The organism is Donghicola eburneus, assembly GCF_900115865.1.
Lineage (GTDB): Bacteria > Pseudomonadota > Alphaproteobacteria > Rhodobacterales > Rhodobacteraceae > Donghicola > Donghicola eburneus.
Window position 1 is genome coordinate 1 of sequence record NZ_FOXY01000003.1, and the last position, 15,951, is coordinate 15,951.

Genomic DNA, 15,951 nt, shown 5'->3' on the forward strand with positions numbered 1-15,951 from the left:
AACCTCGACGGTGGGGAAGTTGCTTAAACATGACATAAGCCATGCCTTAAGCCTAATTCCTCAATGCGCTAAGACGGCCCTCGCCGAAGGCGTACCACCAAAGACATCGCGCCAAGCTTTTAAGCGAGGCATATAGTCAAGTAGTTTGCTCTCGAAAACTTCTTCTACAAAATTGTCAAAGCTGCCCGAGACGATGCCCAATTTGACACGCTCCGAGTATGAAGAGAGCAGTTTTTCGTGATGCGGGCGAATATACGCAATGAGTCGCATGTTTTCGCATAGATCAGGCCAGTACTGACGCGCCGTTTTTTCGAAGAGTATGGGATCGGCAAATTGAAAGTGTTCAGCTGAAACAATACCAAGGGCAGCGTTGCTTTTACTGAACCGATTATAGACACTTCCAAAACGAACTTCTCGTTGAGGGAGGTGACGCTTCCTGGTCAGTGTCCTGACTAATGCATTATGATGGTTCTGAGTAGGGTAGCAAAGCTCTTCGCCTGCAGTCTTGTAAGTCTTCTGTTTCAAAACCTTCTGGATCGAGGTGGACCCTGTTTTGGTATCACCAAGGTGTACAATAAGTTCTTTAATCATCAAGGACCTCTCCTCTGAGGGCGACGCGAAGGGTTACCGATCACGATTGCATTAAGGCCTGCAACGGCAGGTCGTGGAATTGACCTGTTGGTAAGCGCACGTACATCTTGGAAACAAAATCGTCGCGACATTATGCTTAGCTCAAAACTTTGTCTATCAGACGGAGATACGGTCAGAGAACTTTGTGACTCCTTGACCTCTGGACAGCGCGTTTCGCCTATGTTCCCAATACGAACGTTCGTTCAATTCTGCCGGAGGACAGACCATGCTCGAGACCCCAAAGCTAAAGCAAAAAGACCGCCCCGATCTGGGCTCCTTTGACTGGGCTGATCCTTTGCTCTTGTCTGCACAGTTGTCCGAAGAGGAGCGCATGCTGCGGGATGGCGCCCATGCGTTCGCTCAAGATAAGCTTCAGCCACGTGTCGTTGCAGCGTTTGAGGAAGAGCGCGTCGAGCCAGAAATCTTCAAGGAAATGGGGGATGCGGGCCTGTTGGGTGCAACTGTGCCCGAGGAATATGGCGGGCTTGGTGCCTCCTACGTGTCCTACGGTCTGATTGCGCGTGAAGTAGAGCGCGTGGACTCGGGCTATCGCAGTATGATGAGCGTTCAGTCGTCACTCGTGATTTACCCGATCTATGCCTACGGCACCGAGGCGCAGCGACAGAAATATCTGCCAGGCCTGTGCTCTGGTGAACTGATCGGATGCTTTGGCCTGACCGAACCCGATGCGGGCAGCGATCCTGCAGGGATGAAAACCCGTGCTGAAAAAACAGACAACGGCTACCGTTTGACCGGTTCCAAGATGTGGATTTCCAACAGCCCGATCGCGGATGTCTTTGTGGTGTGGGCGAAATCCGATGCGCATGGGGGCAAGATCAAAGGCTTTGTTCTGGAAAAGGGGATGGCTGGCTTGTCTGCCCCGAAAATCGGGAGCAAGCTTTCTTTGCGCGCCAGTGTCACCGGCGAGATCGTGATGGAAGGGGTCGAGGTTGGCGAAGATGCCTTGCTGCCGAACGTAGAGGGACTCAAAGGGCCGTTCGGTTGTCTGAACCGCGCGCGCTACGGCATTGCTTGGGGTGTCATGGGGTCGGCAGAGTTCTGCTGGCATGCCGCGCGCCAGTACGGTCTAGACCGGAAGCAGTTCAGCCGTCCCATCGCGCAGACCCAACTGTTTCAGAAGAAGCTGGCAGATATGCAGACTGAGATCACCTTGGGCCTGCAGGCGGCATTGCAAGTCGGGCGCTTGATGGACGCAGCCGAGGCCGCACCCGAGATGATCAGCCTGATCAAACGCAACAACTGCGGCAAAGCCTTGGACATCGCCCGTCACGCCCGCGACATGCATGGCGGCAACGGGATCAGCGGCGAATTCCAAGTGATCCGCCACATGATCAACCTCGAAACGGTGAACACCTACGAAGGCACCCACGACGTACACGCGCTGATCCTGGGACGCGCGCAAACGGGGCTTCAGGCGTTTTTCTGAGGGAACTTTGTGTCGTGTCAAGCCTCGGATGCGACCCTCTCACACTCACCGAACGTCAATCGCGTCCTTCGCCACCGACAGCATATAGCCGCGCCGCGCAATGCTCCTGACGAGCAGTTCGCTGACCATCTGGTTGCCCAAGGCGTCGCGGAGGCGTTTGATTCTGGTGGCGCCTGCGGCCTCTTCGCAGTCGGCCGAGGCCTTTCCGCTGATCATGCCTTCGATTTCAGAGCCGGATAGGATGTCATCATCCATCCGCGCTTCGGCCAGAACGGACAGGGTTTCAATCGCGGCGGGGGTCAGTTTGAAGCCCATGTCGTTCAGGTAAACCATGTTCTCGTTCCGTTGGATCACGAGCGATCGCACCTGAATGCCCGACCGCTCGATCTGGGCCATGCGGCGGCCCAGTGTCGTCAGCAGCAGCAGGAACACCAGCGCGGACAGCAGCATCGCGCAGGAAAAAACCAACAGCACAAAGATCACCATCCGATAGCTTGCTAGCGTGTCGGAAAAGGCGGTGCCGGACTGCGCCAGAATTTCCAATAGTTTCAGGTCGGCGCGGCCCGTCAGGGTGTCATTCTCTATGAAAATCCGCTCGACCTGTGCGTTAAAAGCGTTCGCGTCGGGCAGGCTCAGGATGAGGAACGCGGCTGCCACGCCGAGGATCGCGATCACAACCGCGAACCCGATCCAGACAATCCGGTTTCCCTTAGTAGCGAAGGAAGAAGTCACCCGCGGCGCCTTTGCGTTGTTCCAGTCCAGATTCGTCGAAGGTGCCTACGATATTCAGCAAGGTCCAGCCATCTGCTGCCAATTTCGGGCGCAGACCGTTGGCCGCGCTCTTTTTGGTGCAATCACCAGTGACCTGCGTGACCCCGTAGGCAAGACGCAGCGGATCGTCTTTTTTCGCTTTGTAGTCGGCGTAGCAGGCCGCCTGAGCAGGGACTGCCAATGCCACTAGCCCTAGGGCAAAGATGATGTGTTTCATGCGCCAAAAATGCGCGATCCCCGCTGTGATATGCAATAACATTCGTGGGTCTTTGGCTGGTTATCTCATAGCAATCCTATGATATTGCTCGACTTTCAGGTTTCTGGCGACGGTGGCTGCATTAGATACACCCGCTGGCCCACATGGAGACCCGAAAATGAAAAAGATCAGCAAAACCCTGACGACTTTGACCCTCGCGACCGCCTTGTTTGTGGGCGGTGCCGCGCAGCCCGTCCATGCGGCTGAAAACAACGACGCGCTGCGTGCTTTGGCGGGAATCGCGGCGCTGGCGGGGATCGCGCTTGCGGTAAACAACGCCAACCGCGCAAACGAAGCGGAGCAGCGCGCTGAACACTACAAGGACCGGTACAAAGACGAGCGTGATCGCCACACCTATGTGCCGACTCATAATCCGTACTATGGCACTAACCGCCCGAGTTACGGCCACGGGTCGTCGAACCATTGGAATCACATCCAGCCTCCTGTGACGAAGCCCGCGCCGACTTCCACTCAGGTGATGCCGCGCCGCTGCTTGCGGACATACGACACCCGTCAGGGCCGTGATGTTGCGATGTACGAGATGGGCTGCCTCGTCTCTGAAAAGATCCGCATCCGCAAATTGCCGAATGAGTGTCTGCGCCAGATTCGCACCGAACAGCGCCGAGATGTTCAGGGATACGATCCCCGTTGCCTTGGTAATCGTGGGGTCGCGCTGTCGCGTCGCTAAGTCCCCTCTAGCCACGTGATACCGCAACTGGCGGACCTTCGGGTCCGCCTTTTTTGTGGTTGCGGGATTCGCGGGGCAGGGGCCACATGCAGCCATGACAGAAAAAACTTCCCCCGACGATTCTTTCGAGCGCGCCGCGATGGCGCGCGGTTTATCCCCAGTGGCGGGTGTGGACGAAGTGGGCCGTGGCCCCTTGGCCGGACCCGTGGTTGCCGCTGCTGTGATTCTGAACCCCGACGACATTCCCGAGGGCCTGAACGATTCTAAAAAGCTGACCGCGAAGCGCCGCGCCGCGATTCTCGAGGTGATTCTGGAAAAGGCGCAGTACGGGATCGGAATCGCCTCGGTCGAAGAGATCGATCAGATCAACATCTTGCAGGCCAGCTTCCTTGCGATGCGCCGCGCGGTCGAAGCTTTGCCCGTTCGGCCTGCGCACCTGTTGATAGATGGCAATAAAATACCTCCTGAACTCAACGGCTTCTCGGAATGTATCGTCAAAGGAGACAGCAAGTCGGTGTCCATCGCGGCGGCCTCTATTATCGCAAAAGAGCATCGTGACGGCATTATGCGCGACCTTGCAGAGCAGTTCCCGGGCTATGGCTGGGAGAAGAATGCAGGCTACGGATCCAAGGCCCACATGGATGCACTTACGCTTTTGGGCGCAACAGAGCACCATAGGCGTACCTTCAAACCTATCCACAACATCTTGTATCAAGGCAAAAACTTAACTTCCTGATTCAAAAAAGAAATTGACCTTCTGCCGGGTTTCCCACATTTTTATCCACAACTAGAGCGCACCAAGCGCCGGTGTTAGAGGCAGACAAAAAATGACAAAGAATTCCAAGCAGGACGCGCAGTGCGCGCTCCCAAGGAACGCTATTTTGGGCGGTGACTGCATCGAGTTGATGAACTCGCTTCCTGAAAACAGCGTTGACCTGATCTTTGCGGATCCCCCGTACAATTTGCAATTGCGCGGCGAGTTGAACCGTCCGGATAATTCCAAGGTCGACGCTGTGGATGATCACTGGGATCAATTCGACAGCTTTGCGGCTTATGACGAATTCACCCGTGGTTGGCTGGCTGCGGCCCGCCGTCTGCTGAAGCCGAATGGCGCCATCTGGGTCATTGGCAGCTATCACAACATTTTCCGCGTTGGTGCGGCGCTCCAGAACACTGGTTACTGGATCCTGAACGACGTGGTTTGGCGCAAGTCCAACCCCATGCCCAACTTCCGCGGCAAGCGTCTGACCAACGCTCACGAAACCATGATTTGGGCGTCCAAGTCAGAAGGCGCGAAGTACACCTTTAACTATGAGGCTCTGAAAGCCCTGAACGAAGGTGTCCAGATGCGCAGCGACTGGGTCCTGCCCATTTGCACCGGCCACGAACGCCTGAAAGACGAGGAGGGCAACAAAGCCCACCCGACCCAGAAGCCCCAGAGCCTGCTGCACCGTGTCATCGTTGGCAGCACGAACCCGGGCGACGTGGTTCTGGACCCCTTCTTTGGCACAGGCACCACCGGCGCTGTGGCCAAGATGCTGGGCCGCGACTTCATCGGGATTGAGCGCGAAGAAAGCTATCGCGCCATCGCCGAAGAGCGCATTGCCCAAGTCAAACCCTACGACAAGACTGCCCTCGAGGTGTCGACGTCGAAGCGTGCAGCCCCCCGTGTCCCCTTTGGCCAGTTGGTCGAGCGTGGCATGCTCCAGCCCGGCGATGAGCTTTACTCCACCGGCAACCGCTACAAGGCGATTGTCCGTGCGGATGGCACTCTGGTCGGCAAGGACTTCAAGGGATCGATCCATCAGGTCGGCGCACATTACGAAGGTGCCCCCAGCTGCAACGGCTGGACCTACTGGCACTTCAAGCGTGATGGCCAAATCATTCCGATCGACGTGCTGCGCCAGCAAATCCGCGCCGAAATGGAAGGCCGGACCAACTAAACCCTAACAAGCAACTCCAGTTGCCTGCGACCGCGTTTCTTTGTCATACGCGGTCTCAACTTCGCCCCGCTGGTAATCCCATTCGCGGCGGGGCGCTTTTTCGAGGCGATGATGCAGCTACTGACGGCCTACATCCGCCTGCTTCGGGCCATCTACGAAGCGTTTACGCACCAATTGGTTCTGGCTCTGTTTTCAGTGAACCTGCTTTTGGTGTCGATTGCCTCTGTCATCTACATGCACATCGAAGGCTGGGGATTCGTCCAAGCTCTCTACTTCTCGGTCATCACGATCTCGACCGTTGGTTACGGTGATCTGGTGCCCATCACGCCTGCGGGCAAGCTATTCACATCCGGCTACATCTTTATCGGCGCGGGGTTCTTTTTCCTCGCCGTTGGCGCGTTCGCCGAAGACGTCATTAAATATATCCGCGAGCACCGTTAACGGGGCAGGGGATTCTGCCCTTTGTTATAGGGCTTCCAGTCCTCGATCTCGGGGTAATACTTGGCCCGCCATTCCCGCACTTTGGGGTTCATCACCCGCCGCCAGTAACTGGGGATCATCGCACCCATCGTCATAAGCGGATAACCGTGGGGCAGTTGCGGGGCCTCATCCTCGGAATAGTTTTGCAGCAGGGGGAAGCGCCGGTCGGGCTTATAATGGTGGTCCGAATGGCGTTGTAGGTTGATCAGCAGCCAGTTGGTCCCCTTGTGCGAGGCATTCCAGCTGTGGTGCGGTTTGACGTGCTCGTACTTGCCCTCCCCCAAATGTTTGCGGGTCAGGCCATAATGTTCGACATAGTTCACGATTTCTAGCTGCCAGATCGCGATGAAGGCCTGATACAGGAACAGGCCAAGCCCCGCCCATCCGCCGACCCCAAACGCCAGCAGCAGCATCGCCGCTTGCAGCGCCCAATACCGCCAGAAGGGGTTGGATTTGTGGGTCCATGGCAGGCCACGGCGGGCCAGCATCGCCTTTTCTGCTTTGAACGAGGACACCAGAGATTCGCGCAGCACGCGGGGGAAGAACCGGTGGAAGCCTTCGTTATAGCGGGCGGTCACCGGATCTTTGGGCGTTCCGACATAGATGTGGTGGACGCGCAGGTGTTCGCTGCGGAAATGCGAGTACATCACCATCGCCAATAGGATATCCCCGAGCCACCGTTCCTTGGCGTTTTTCTGATGCATCAACTCGTGGGAATAGGTGATGCCGATGGTACCCGTGATCACCCCGACGCCAAAAAACATCAGGATGCTCTCCAGCGTGTTCAGGTGTTCGGCGCGGGTCACGTATAAGATCATCCCGAACAAAGTCGCGAATTGCAGAGGTGGCCACATGACGGTGATCGCGCGGTACCAGAACAAATCCGATTCGGGCGTTTCGGGGTCGGCGTTCTCGGTTTCCAAGCCGCCAACGGCGTCCAACACGCTGAACATGTACCACGTCACGATCGGCATCAGCAGAATCGCCAATCCTCCTGTGACCGCGCAGAACCACGCCAATGGCAACAGCAGGACCGGTAGCCAGAACGGCAGGGCGCGCGAAAAACGGGACACTTGTACAGCGGGAATCATGTCAGGCTCCAATGATCATTGCGCGCAGCCTAAGCCCTTTGCCAACCGCGTCAAATTCACGTTTTGCCGCGATCTGTCAGGGCAAATGCCTTGCGCATCACCGTGGGCAGAGAGGCAGGATCGAATGCGTCTGCCTCAATGAACTCGCCGCGCTCGGGCTGCCGTTCCATTGGGACCAGCGCGGTCAGGACCGTCAGGCTTAGGTGGAAGTGGGTAAAGGTGTGCTTTGCCTCTTCGTTCAGGGTCTTCCACTCGGCGCGGATCGGAGGGGCAGGCACGGGATCGGTTTCGGCCCAGTCAGAGCCAGGCCATCCCAGCATACCGCCGAGCAGACCGCTTTCGGGCCGCGTTTCCAGCAAATAGGCGCCGTCCACACGGCGCGCGATATAGGCAATGCCGCGACGTTTGGGCTTGGCTTTCTTGGGCTTCTTGCGAGGCAGGTCGGTGGGCGTACCTTCGAGCCGCGCGCGGCAGTTGTCGCGCCAAGGGCACAGCCCGCAGGCCGGATTGCGCGGGGTGCAAATGGTCGCCCCCAGATCCATGACAGCCTGAGCGTAGTCGCCGGGGCGGTCGGTTGGGGTCAGGGTCGCGGCCCATTCGGTCAGTTCAGGCTTGGCGTCGGGCAGCGGCGTTTGCACGTTAAAAATACGGGACATGACGCGTTCGACGTTGCCATCGACCACCACCGCAGGCTCATCAAACGCGATCGAGGCGACAGCCGCCGCCGTGTAGGGACCAATGCCCGGCAATTTCAGCAGCTCCGCATAGGTCTGTGGAAACACGCCGCCATGTTCATCCGCCACTGCGCGGGCGCATTTCAGCAAGTTCCGGGCACGGGCGTAGTATCCAAGACCAGCCCAATTCGCCATGACGTCCGCGTCCTCGGCTGCGGCCAAGTCGCTGACTGTGGGCCATTTTCCGGTGAACTTGAGGAAGTAGTCTTTGACCGCAGCCACCGTGGTTTGCTGCAACATGACCTCTGACATCCAGATGCGATAGGGATCGGGGCGCACGCCGGCCTTGCGCTCGGCAGGGCCGACACGCCAAGGCATCTTGCGGGCGTGGCCATCGTACCAGTCCAGCAATGTTTCAGATTTTGGAACCGGGATCGCCGAAGTGTCACGCATTCTTTATCCTTTGTGCCAATAGGGCTCTGGCCCTCGGGGCGCGTGTCACTAGAATAGTGCCAGACAGAAGGATGCAAGACCTATGGCCCCACGCAAGCCATCCACGCGCGGCTTTGCCCGCACCAGCAATCTGCTGACGACGCAGATTCGCCAAGTCGGCGAAAAGCGTGGCTTTGCCGTGGCGCGTCTGCTGACCCATTGGTCCGAGGTCGTGGGCGAGGATATCGCCGCTATCGCCCGCCCCGTGAAGGTCGGCTATGGACGCCAAGGCATGGGAGCTACGTTGACCCTGCTGACCACCGGCGCGAACGCTCCGATGCTGGAAATGCAAAAGGATATGATCCGCAACCGCGTCAATTCCTGCTACGGCTACAATGCGATCGCGCGGGTCTACATCACGCAAACTGCGCCGACCGGCTTTGCCGAAGGGCAGGCGCAGTTCGGCCACGCACCGAAAAAATCGAAGCCCCAGCCCACCCCTGAAATTCGCGCTGCTGCTGCACAGACGGCCGCTGACGTGGGGGACAATGACCTTCGCGCTGCGCTGGAACGGCTGGCGCAGAACGTATACCTGAAGAACAAGACCCAAAACGTGAGGCCTAAATGACCCGTAAGTTGTTCGCATCCGTCCTGATCGCAGGCGCCGCCCTTGGTGGCGCGTTCTGGCTGACCAGCACGCCTGAAACCTCTTCGTCGCTGCTGCCCGCCGCAGCCTATGCGCAAGACGCCACTGCGGACGCTGCCACAGACGAGGCCCCCGCCGAAGCGACCGTGACCGAGATGGTCATGGGGGCAGAGGACGCACCTGTGACTGTCGTGGAATACGCGTCGTTCACCTGCCCGCACTGCAAAAACTTTCATGATGGTCCGCTGAAGGAGATCAAGAAAAACTACATCGATACTGGCAAGGTGAAGTTCGTCTTCCGCGAGGCGTATTTCGACCGCCCCGGTCTGTGGGCCTCGATGGTGGCGCGTTGCGGCGGTCCGCTGCGTTACTTTGGTATCTCTGACCTGATCTTTGAAAATCAGAGCGAATGGGCGCGTGCCGAATCTGCGGCAGACATGGTTGGCCATCTGCGCCGCTATGCCAAGATTGCAGGTCTGGACGATGCGCAGCTGGATGCCTGCCTGAGCGACGCGGACAAAGCGCAGGCGCTGGTTGACTGGTATCAAGCCAACGACGCCAAGGATAACATCACCGGCACGCCAAGCTTCTTTATCAATGGCGAAAAGAAGCAGAACATGAACTACGCTGACTTCTCTGCTGCCCTCGACGAGGCGCTCGCCGAGGCCGAATGACCGCGCCTCTTGCAGGTGTAAAAGTCGTCGAACTGGCGCGTATTCTGGCCGGCCCTTGGGCCGGTCAACTGCTGTCCGATTTGGGGGCCGAGGTCACCAAGGTCGAAAGCCCCGAGGGCGACGACACCCGCCGCTGGGGCCCGCCCTTTATCGAGCGAAAGGGCGACCGGAGTGCTGCCTATTTCCACTGCTGTAACCGTGGAAAGCGCTCGGTCATCGCCGATTTTCGAACTCCCGAAGGCCAAGAGGCTGTGCGCAAACTGGTCGCCGAAGCGGATGTCCTGATCGAGAACTTCAAGGTTGATGGGCTGAAGAAGTACGGCTTGGACTACGAGAGCCTCCGCGAGGTGAACCCGCGCTTGGTCTATTGCTCGATCACGGGTTTCGGGCAGGACGGACCCTACGCCGCTCGGGCAGGCTATGACTACATCATCCAAGGTATGTCCGGCCTGATGTCCGTGACCGGATCGCCCGCAGGGCAGCCCATGAAGGTGGGTGTCGCAGTCACCGATATTTTTACGGGCCTCTATGCCAGCAACGCGATTCTGGCGGCGCTGTATCAGCGCGATCGGACGGGCAGGGGGCAACAGGTCGATCTGGCGCTCTACGACGTGGCGGTCGGGGTGATGGCCAATCAGGCGATGAACTATCTGGCCACGGGGGATGCGCCCCAGCGGCTGGGGAATGCCCATCCGAATCTTGCGCCCTATCAGGTTTTTGCGTGTAGCGATGGGCACCTGATCATCGCTGTCGGGAATGACGGGCAGTTTGCGCGTTTCTGCGAATTGCTGGGTATGCCTGCTTTGGCAGCCGCTCCGGACTACGCGACCAATCCTGCGCGGGTCGCCAATCAGGCCGCTTTGGATCAGGCACTGACCCCCGTGATTGCAGGGTGGACCAAGGCTGATCTGCTGACAGCGTGCGAGGCGCAGGGCGTTCCCGCTGGCCCGATCAATGATATGTCCGAAGTCTTTGCCGATCCGCAGATCATCGCGCGTCAGATGCAGATCGCGCCGGATGGGGTGCCCGGTGTGCGGACGCCGATCCGCTTTTCCGAGGCAGAGTTGTCACTGGACAAAGCCGCCCCGAAACTGGGTGAGGACAGCCAATAGAGGCTGTCCCATCCGTTCAGCCTTTGAAGTCAAAGAAGCCTTCGCCAGCGCGCTCTAGCAGGCGCGCAGCCATGTCAGCGCCCATCTGGGCAGCGTCGGCATAAGGCGCGCTCGCCTCGTCGGTCAGGCTTTCCGATCCATCGGGGCGCAGGATTTCGGCGCGCAGACGGACCATGCCGTCCTTCAGTTCGGCCAGACCCGCAATCGGAGTCTCGCACGATCCATCCAGACCCGCCAACAAGGTTCGTTCTGCCGCCATCATGATCGCAGTGTCCGCATGGTGGATCGCGGCCAGCATCTGGCCCGCCATGTCGTCGCTCGAACGGCGCTCGATGCAGATGGTGCCTTGGGCGATTGCGGGCAGCATGTCCTCTTCGGAGATAGGCGAGGTTGCGACGCTGTCCATCCCCAGACGGTTCAGGCCCGCCATCGCAAGGAAGGTGCAATCTGCCACGCCATCCGCCAGCTTTTTCAGGCGGGTCTGCACGTTGCCACGGAATTCCACGACGGTCAGATCAGGGCGCTTGTTCAAGAGCTGCGCGCGGCGGCGCAGGCTGGATGTCCCGAGAACGGCGCCAGAGGGCAGGTCAGCGATGCTGTCCACGTTCGATGAAATGAACGCGTCGCGATGATCCTCGCGGGGCAGGAAGCAGTCCACAATCAGCCCCTCGGGCTGCAGCACCGGCATGTCCTTGGTCGAGTGGACGGCGATGTCGATGCCGCCGGACAGCATCGCTTCTTCGATCTCTTTGGTGAATAGACCCTTGTTGCCGATCTCTTTCAGCGGGCGGTCCGCGTCGATCATGGCGCGGTTGTCACCGGTCGTCTTGATCACCACGATCTCGAACGCTGCCTCGGGCAGATCGAACGCGGCCATCAGACGGGCGCGGGTTTCTACGGCTTGCGCCAGCGCGAGCGGGCTGCCTCGGGTGCCGATTTTGAGCGGCTGATCGGGGGTCGGAAGCATCTGTGTCATGGCGCAATCGATAGCTTGCCCTTGATGCCCAACGCAAGCGCGATACGTTGCGCCACACCGCCAAGACCTTGACACAGGGTCGCAGACAAGGGACCAACCGTTCAAAGAGAACAGAGGACATCATGGCCGAAACCAAACCGCTGCTGCGTGCCCTGTCGGGCGAGACCCTGCCCACACCGCCGATCTGGATGATGCGTCAGGCAGGCCGCTATCTGCCCGAATACCGCGCCACCCGCGCCGAAGCAGGCGATTTCCTGTCCCTGTGCTACAACAGCGATCTGGCGACCGAAGTGACCTTGCAGCCCATCCGCCGCTACGGTTTCGACGCTGCGATCCTGTTCGCCGACATTTTGCTGATCCCCGATGCGCTGGGGGCCGATCTGTGGTTCGTGACCGGCGAAGGTCCGCGTCTGTCCACAATCACAACCGAAGAAGATTTCGCAAAGCTTAAAAGCGCGGACGACATCCACGACCATCTGGCCCCGATCTACCAGACCGTCAGCAACTTGTCCTCTGCTCTGCCCAAAGAGGTCGCGCTGATTGGCTTTGCCGGCGCGCCTTGGACCGTGGCGACTTACATGATCGCGGGCCGCGGCACCAAGGACCAAGGTCCGGCGCACGCTTTGATGCAGGAAAACACCCCTCTGTTCGAGGCGTTGATTGACCGTCTGACCGACTCGACCATCGAATACCTGTCTGCGCAGATCCGTGCGGGCGCCGAGTGCGTAAAGCTCTTCGACAGCTGGGCCGGATCGCTGAAAGGCGAGGCGTTCGACAAATACGCCTTGGCCCCCGCCAAGAAAATTATCAGCGAAATCAAGGATCGCCACCCCGGTGTGCCCGTGATCGCCTTCCCGCGTGAAGCGGGCGACAAGTACATCGGTTTTGCCAAAGAAACTGGAGCGAACTGTGTGGCGCTGGACAACTCGGTTAGCCCCGAGTGGGCGGCAGCGAACGTGCAGGTCGATGGCTGCGTTCAGGGCAACCTGGCGTCCTCGCACATGGTGACCGGTGGTCAGGCGCTGGTGGATGAAACCCGCCACATCGTGCAGACTTTCAAGAACGGGCCGCACATCTTCAATCTGGGCCACGGGATTACGCCGGATGCGAACCCCGACAACGTCCAGCTGATGATCGACACCGTCCGCGAAGGCTAAAGCTTTGACCGCGCCGATCCTGATTGCAGTGGACGGCGGCGGCACAGGTTCGCGCTATGCCATGCGGCGTGGCGCGGACTATTCCGAGGCGACTGCCGGCCCCGCGAATGTCTCTAGTGACTTTGACGGCGCGCTGGCGAACCTGCGTTTGGGCCTTGGAAATCTAGGGCTTTCTGCGGGCGAATTGCAGGATGCGCGCATCTGCATGGGGCTTGCAGGCGTCTTGGACGAGGAAGACGCAGCACGGGTCCTCAATGCCCTGAAATTTCCACATCTCAAGGTCTTGGACGACCGCGCGATCGCGGTGCGCGGCGCGTTTATGTCGTCTGGCGTCGGGGCCTTGGCGGGTATTGGCACAGGCTCATATGTGGCCTGCCTAAGAGATGGAGCCGTGCAGTTTGCAGGCGGCTGGGGGCTGGCTTTGGGGGACGAGGCCAGCGGTGCTTGGCTGGGGCGAGAGGCGTTGCGCGCCGCATTGATGGTGCTCGAAGGGGCCGGACTGCAGAGCACGCTTGTCGCAGAGCTCTTGAAGGGCGGGCCCGCTCGGATTATGCGCGACGCGGCTCTGGCTGATCCGACGTGGTTTGGGCAAATTGCTCCGCTCGTGGTTAACGCTTCGGTAACGGGTGATAAGGTAGCGATGGACCTGCTGAATCGTGGGGCGGCGTATCTGTCGGATACGCTGCGGCGGATTGGCTGGACAGACGGGATGCCCTTGGTCCTGACGGGCAGTTTGGGGCCCGTGTATAAACCTTATTTGCCTGCGGACATGCGGGCCAACCTGAAGGAGCAGGAGGGCAGCGCCCTAGATGGGGCCTTTGCCTATGCTGCTGAAATGCCATGATCTTATCCGGTGCGCGGGTCTTTGATGGGGTGAAACTTCACGACGGTATGGGCGTCGCGCTAGAGGAGGGCCGCGTTCTGGCGACCGGCCCGCTCGAGGGGGACGATCTGGGCGGTGGCATCCTGTGTCCGGGCTTTGTGGACATCCAAGTGAACGGCGGCGGCGGCGCGATGCTGAACGAAGCGCCGACGGCCCAGACCCTGCGTCTGATGTCCGAAGCCCATGCAAAATTGGGGGCTACGTCGATTTTGCCGACCCTGATCACGGCACCGCTTGAGGTGTTTCAGGACGCTGTGAATGCGGTGGTCGAAGCGCGCCAAGAGGGCGTGCAGGGTTTGGTCGGTTTGCATCTGGAGGGGCCGCACCTGACCCGTGCTGGGGCCCATGACCCAGAACTGCTGCGGCCTATGACAGATGTGGATGTGAAGCTGTATTGCCATGCGGCGCGGGTGCTGGGATGCCTGAAAATCACGGTCGCGCCTGAACTGGTTTCTGACAACCATATCAATAGCTTGGTGCAGTGCGGCGTGATCGTTTCGCTGGGCCACACCGAGGCGGATTATGACCGCTGTCGGGCCGCGTCGCAGGCAGGGGCGAGCGTTGTGACCCACCTGTTTAACGCCATGACGGGGCTGAAACATCGCGCGCCGGGCTGTGTCGGCGCGGCGTTGACGGACCCGCGGCTTTCGGCGGGCCTGATTGCGGATGGCATGCACGTGCACGAGGGGCTTCTGGCGACGGTTTGGCGGGCCAAAGCGGGGGTGGACCGGCTGTTTCTGGTGAGCGACGCGATGGCGGTTGCGGGCACCGAGATGACAGAATTTACCCTGAATAATCGACGGGTTATGCGATCTGGCGGGCGCCTGACCCTTGAGGACGGAACGCTGGCGGGGGCCGATCTGGACCTGAGCACGGCCGTGAAAAACATGGTTAACGCTGGTGTGCCACTGGAAGAGTCGCTGGCCATGGCGACGCGCGTTCCGGCGGATGTGATCGGGCGCGATGACTTGGGCCGGATCGAGCTTGGGAGCCCCGCCGATCTGGTTCATCTGGACGACGATCTGAATGTGCAGGCGGTCTGGCGAGGCGGGCAAAGGGTCCTCTGACCCCACCAAAAACAGGGTCTGGTTCGCGTATGGCTGACGTATGGCTGACGTACATACGTCAGCGCATGACGCGATCCACTAGACCCACTTGGCCAGAGGCGGCAGGCTCATCAAAACGGCGTTCGCATCGTGGCCGGTTTCAAGGCCGAATTTCGTCCCGCGATCGTAGACCAGATTGTATTCCGCATAGAGCCCGCGGTGCACCAGCTGGGTGTCCTTGTCCGCGTCGGTCCATTCGGTGTCGCGGCGCTTTTCCACCAGCGGCAGGTAGGCGGGCAGGAAGGCTTTGCCGATGTCTTGGGTCAGGGTGAAATCCGATTCCCAATCACCGCTGCACTGGTCATCCATAAAGATTCCGCCAACGCCGCGCGCGCGCTTGCGGTGGGGGACGTAGAAATATTCATCCGCCCATGCCTTGAGCTTGGGGTACCAGTCGGTCCCGTGAGGGTCGAGGTGCGCCTTTTGCGTGTCGTGGAAATGCTGGGTGTCCTCGGCGTATTCGATGCAGGGGTTCAGGTCGGACCCGCCCCCGAACCACCACGCGTGGGGTGTCCAGAACATGCGGGTGTTCATGTGAACCGCAGGGGCGTGCGGGTTCTGCATATGCGCGACCAGAGAAATGCCCGAGGCCCAGAAGCGCGGGTCCTCTTTCATGCCGGGGATGCCCTTGCGCGCGGCCATGGCCATCTGCGCCCGTTCGCCCAAGGTGCCGTAGACGGTCGAGATGTTTACGCCGACCTTTTCAAAAACGCGGCCCCCGCGCATGACAGACATCAGGCCGCCACCGGCGTCAGAACCATCGTCAGCGGTGCGCGAGGTCCGGGTCACTTCGAACCGGCCTGCGGGCATGCTGTCCGAAAGAGGGCCCGTATGACTGTCCTCGAGCCCTTCGAACGCGGCGACGATCTGGTCGCGCAGTTCTTTGAACCATGCAGATGCACGTTCGCGTTCGGTGACGAGTTCTTCGGTCATTGGCCCCTCCGTTCGTTCGTTGGGAAATGGCTAGCAGGTGGACGGGAGACTG

18 protein-coding genes are annotated in these 15,951 nt (G+C 59.7%); 11 read left to right on the forward strand and 7 right to left on the reverse strand.

All coding sequences use genetic code 11. The features are described 5' to 3' along the window. Positions 1–60: 60 nt before the first annotated feature. Positions 61–591 carry a hypothetical protein gene (locus BM225_RS05300; RefSeq protein WP_092463948.1) on the reverse strand — a complete coding sequence of 177 codons (531 nt, stop codon included), beginning with the start codon at positions 589–591 and terminating at the stop codon, positions 61–63. Between the two features lie 265 nt (positions 592–856). On the opposite strand from BM225_RS05300, the gene BM225_RS05305 reads away from it, so the two are divergent. Then, a complete protein-coding gene (locus BM225_RS05305; protein ID WP_092463951.1) occupies positions 857–2,077 on the forward strand; it encodes an acyl-CoA dehydrogenase in 1,221 nt (406 codons plus the stop codon). Between the two features lie 45 nt (positions 2,078–2,122). Here the strand turns inward: BM225_RS05305 and BM225_RS05310 are convergent, their stop codons facing one another. Further along, complete coding sequence (locus BM225_RS05310; protein WP_245780425.1) at positions 2,123–2,809, reverse strand: winged helix-turn-helix domain-containing protein; 687 nt, start codon at positions 2,807–2,809, stop codon at positions 2,123–2,125. Next, positions 2,787–3,107, reverse strand: coding sequence for a hypothetical protein (locus BM225_RS05315; RefSeq protein WP_420809848.1), 321 nt, complete (start codon positions 3,105–3,107; stop codon positions 2,787–2,789). Before BM225_RS05315 ends, BM225_RS05310 begins: the two co-directional genes overlap by 23 nt. A 115-nt stretch (positions 3,108–3,222) precedes the next feature. Here BM225_RS05315 and BM225_RS05320 point away from each other — a divergent pair, with 115 nt between their 5' ends. The 4 genes from BM225_RS05320 (at position 3,223) to BM225_RS05335 (ending at position 6,176) form a co-directional block, all read left to right on the forward strand. After that, positions 3,223–3,792, forward strand: a complete 570-nt coding sequence (locus BM225_RS05320; RefSeq protein WP_092463954.1) for a hypothetical protein — start codon at positions 3,223–3,225, stop codon at positions 3,790–3,792. A 94-nt stretch (positions 3,793–3,886) separates the two neighbouring features. Further along, positions 3,887–4,528, forward strand: a complete 642-nt coding sequence (locus BM225_RS05325; protein WP_092463957.1) for a ribonuclease HII — start codon at positions 3,887–3,889, stop codon at positions 4,526–4,528. Between the two features lie 91 nt (positions 4,529–4,619). Further along, complete coding sequence (locus BM225_RS05330) at positions 4,620–5,735, forward strand: site-specific DNA-methyltransferase (RefSeq protein ID WP_072708562.1); 1,116 nt, start codon at positions 4,620–4,622, stop codon at positions 5,733–5,735. A 111-nt stretch (positions 5,736–5,846) separates the two neighbouring features. Next, the gene (locus BM225_RS05335; protein ID WP_072708560.1) at positions 5,847–6,176 is read left to right on the forward strand and encodes a potassium channel family protein; all 330 of its coding nucleotides are present in this window, start codon (positions 5,847–5,849) and stop codon (positions 6,174–6,176) included. On the opposite strand, the gene BM225_RS05340 is transcribed toward BM225_RS05335, so the two are convergent. Together BM225_RS05340 and mutY are read right to left on the reverse strand one after the other, a co-directional pair. Continuing rightward, positions 6,173–7,306, reverse strand: a complete 1,134-nt coding sequence (locus tag BM225_RS05340) for an alkane 1-monooxygenase (protein ID WP_092463960.1) — start codon at positions 7,304–7,306, stop codon at positions 6,173–6,175. The two genes, BM225_RS05335 and BM225_RS05340, sit on opposite strands and share 4 nt — an antisense overlap. 56 nt (positions 7,307–7,362) lie before the next feature. After that, entirely contained in the window at positions 7,363–8,433 is a 1,071-nt protein-coding gene (gene mutY / locus BM225_RS05345) for an A/G-specific adenine glycosylase (protein ID WP_092463963.1), read from the reverse strand. A gap of 82 nt (positions 8,434–8,515) precedes the next feature. Here mutY and BM225_RS05350 point away from each other — a divergent pair, with 82 nt between their 5' ends. The 3 genes from BM225_RS05350 to BM225_RS05360 are packed head-to-tail and all read left to right on the forward strand — an operon-like array spanning position 8,516 to position 10,844. After that, positions 8,516–9,040: a DUF721 domain-containing protein gene (locus tag BM225_RS05350; RefSeq protein ID WP_092463966.1), complete on the forward strand. Its 525-nt coding sequence runs from the start codon at positions 8,516–8,518 to the stop codon at positions 9,038–9,040. Further along, positions 9,037–9,732 carry a DsbA family protein gene (locus BM225_RS05355; RefSeq protein ID WP_092463969.1) on the forward strand — a complete coding sequence of 232 codons (696 nt, stop codon included), beginning with the start codon at positions 9,037–9,039 and terminating at the stop codon, positions 9,730–9,732. Before BM225_RS05350 ends, BM225_RS05355 begins: the two co-directional genes overlap by 4 nt. Then, on the forward strand, positions 9,729–10,844 hold the full coding sequence (locus tag BM225_RS05360) for a CaiB/BaiF CoA transferase family protein (RefSeq protein ID WP_092463972.1): 1,116 nt from the start codon (positions 9,729–9,731) through the stop codon (positions 10,842–10,844). The genes BM225_RS05355 and BM225_RS05360 overlap by 4 nt, the downstream gene beginning before the upstream one ends. A 16-nt stretch (positions 10,845–10,860) precedes the next feature. On the opposite strand, the gene hemC is transcribed toward BM225_RS05360, so the two are convergent. Next, on the reverse strand, positions 10,861–11,820 hold the full coding sequence (gene hemC / locus BM225_RS05365) for a hydroxymethylbilane synthase (protein ID WP_092463975.1): 960 nt from the start codon (positions 11,818–11,820) through the stop codon (positions 10,861–10,863). A 122-nt stretch (positions 11,821–11,942) separates the two neighbouring features. Between hemC and hemE the strand changes: the two genes are divergently transcribed. The 3 genes from hemE to nagA are packed head-to-tail and all read left to right on the forward strand — an operon-like array spanning position 11,943 to position 14,927. After that, positions 11,943–12,977 carry a uroporphyrinogen decarboxylase gene (gene hemE, locus BM225_RS05370; RefSeq protein ID WP_092463978.1) on the forward strand — a complete coding sequence of 345 codons (1,035 nt, stop codon included), beginning with the start codon at positions 11,943–11,945 and terminating at the stop codon, positions 12,975–12,977. A gap of 4 nt (positions 12,978–12,981) precedes the next feature. Continuing rightward, positions 12,982–13,821 carry a glucosamine kinase nucleotide-binding domain-containing protein gene (locus BM225_RS05375; RefSeq protein ID WP_083595752.1) on the forward strand — a complete coding sequence of 280 codons (840 nt, stop codon included), beginning with the start codon at positions 12,982–12,984 and terminating at the stop codon, positions 13,819–13,821. After that, positions 13,818–14,927 (forward strand): N-acetylglucosamine-6-phosphate deacetylase, encoded by a 1,110-nt coding sequence (nagA, locus tag BM225_RS05380; protein ID WP_072708544.1) that lies wholly within the window; start codon positions 13,818–13,820, stop codon positions 14,925–14,927. Before BM225_RS05375 ends, nagA begins: the two co-directional genes overlap by 4 nt. A gap of 78 nt (positions 14,928–15,005) precedes the next feature. Here nagA and hemF read toward each other — a convergent pair whose 3' ends face one another. Then, a complete protein-coding gene (gene hemF / locus BM225_RS05385; RefSeq protein WP_072708542.1) occupies positions 15,006–15,899 on the reverse strand; it encodes an oxygen-dependent coproporphyrinogen oxidase in 894 nt (297 codons plus the stop codon). Positions 15,900–15,951 lie beyond the last annotated feature (52 nt).

Excerpts from the sequence above, each read along its gene's own strand:
- BM225_RS05300 (WP_092463948.1), bottom strand. The coding sequence starts at position 591 with ATGATTAAAGAACTTATTGTACACCTTGGTGATACCAAAACAGGGTCC.
- BM225_RS05305 (WP_092463951.1), top strand. The coding sequence starts at position 857 with ATGCTCGAGACCCCAAAGCTAAAGCAAAAAGACCGCCCCGATCTGGGC.
- BM225_RS05315 (WP_420809848.1), bottom strand. The coding sequence starts at position 3,107 with ATGTTATTGCATATCACAGCGGGGATCGCGCATTTTTGGCGCATGAAA.
- BM225_RS05320 (WP_092463954.1), top strand. The coding sequence starts at position 3,223 with ATGAAAAAGATCAGCAAAACCCTGACGACTTTGACCCTCGCGACCGCC.
- BM225_RS05325 (WP_092463957.1), top strand. The coding sequence starts at position 3,887 with ATGACAGAAAAAACTTCCCCCGACGATTCTTTCGAGCGCGCCGCGATG.
- BM225_RS05330 (WP_072708562.1), top strand. The coding sequence starts at position 4,620 with ATGACAAAGAATTCCAAGCAGGACGCGCAGTGCGCGCTCCCAAGGAAC.
- BM225_RS05335 (WP_072708560.1), top strand. The coding sequence starts at position 5,847 with ATGCAGCTACTGACGGCCTACATCCGCCTGCTTCGGGCCATCTACGAA.
- BM225_RS05340 (WP_092463960.1), bottom strand. The coding sequence starts at position 7,306 with ATGATTCCCGCTGTACAAGTGTCCCGTTTTTCGCGCGCCCTGCCGTTC.
- mutY (WP_092463963.1), bottom strand. The coding sequence starts at position 8,433 with ATGCGTGACACTTCGGCGATCCCGGTTCCAAAATCTGAAACATTGCTG.
- BM225_RS05350 (WP_092463966.1), top strand. The coding sequence starts at position 8,516 with ATGGCCCCACGCAAGCCATCCACGCGCGGCTTTGCCCGCACCAGCAAT.
- BM225_RS05355 (WP_092463969.1), top strand. The coding sequence starts at position 9,037 with ATGACCCGTAAGTTGTTCGCATCCGTCCTGATCGCAGGCGCCGCCCTT.
- BM225_RS05360 (WP_092463972.1), top strand. The coding sequence starts at position 9,729 with ATGACCGCGCCTCTTGCAGGTGTAAAAGTCGTCGAACTGGCGCGTATT.
- hemC (WP_092463975.1), bottom strand. The coding sequence starts at position 11,820 with ATGACACAGATGCTTCCGACCCCCGATCAGCCGCTCAAAATCGGCACC.
- hemE (WP_092463978.1), top strand. The coding sequence starts at position 11,943 with ATGGCCGAAACCAAACCGCTGCTGCGTGCCCTGTCGGGCGAGACCCTG.
- nagA (WP_072708544.1), top strand. The coding sequence starts at position 13,818 with ATGATCTTATCCGGTGCGCGGGTCTTTGATGGGGTGAAACTTCACGAC.
- hemF (WP_072708542.1), bottom strand. The coding sequence starts at position 15,899 with ATGACCGAAGAACTCGTCACCGAACGCGAACGTGCATCTGCATGGTTC.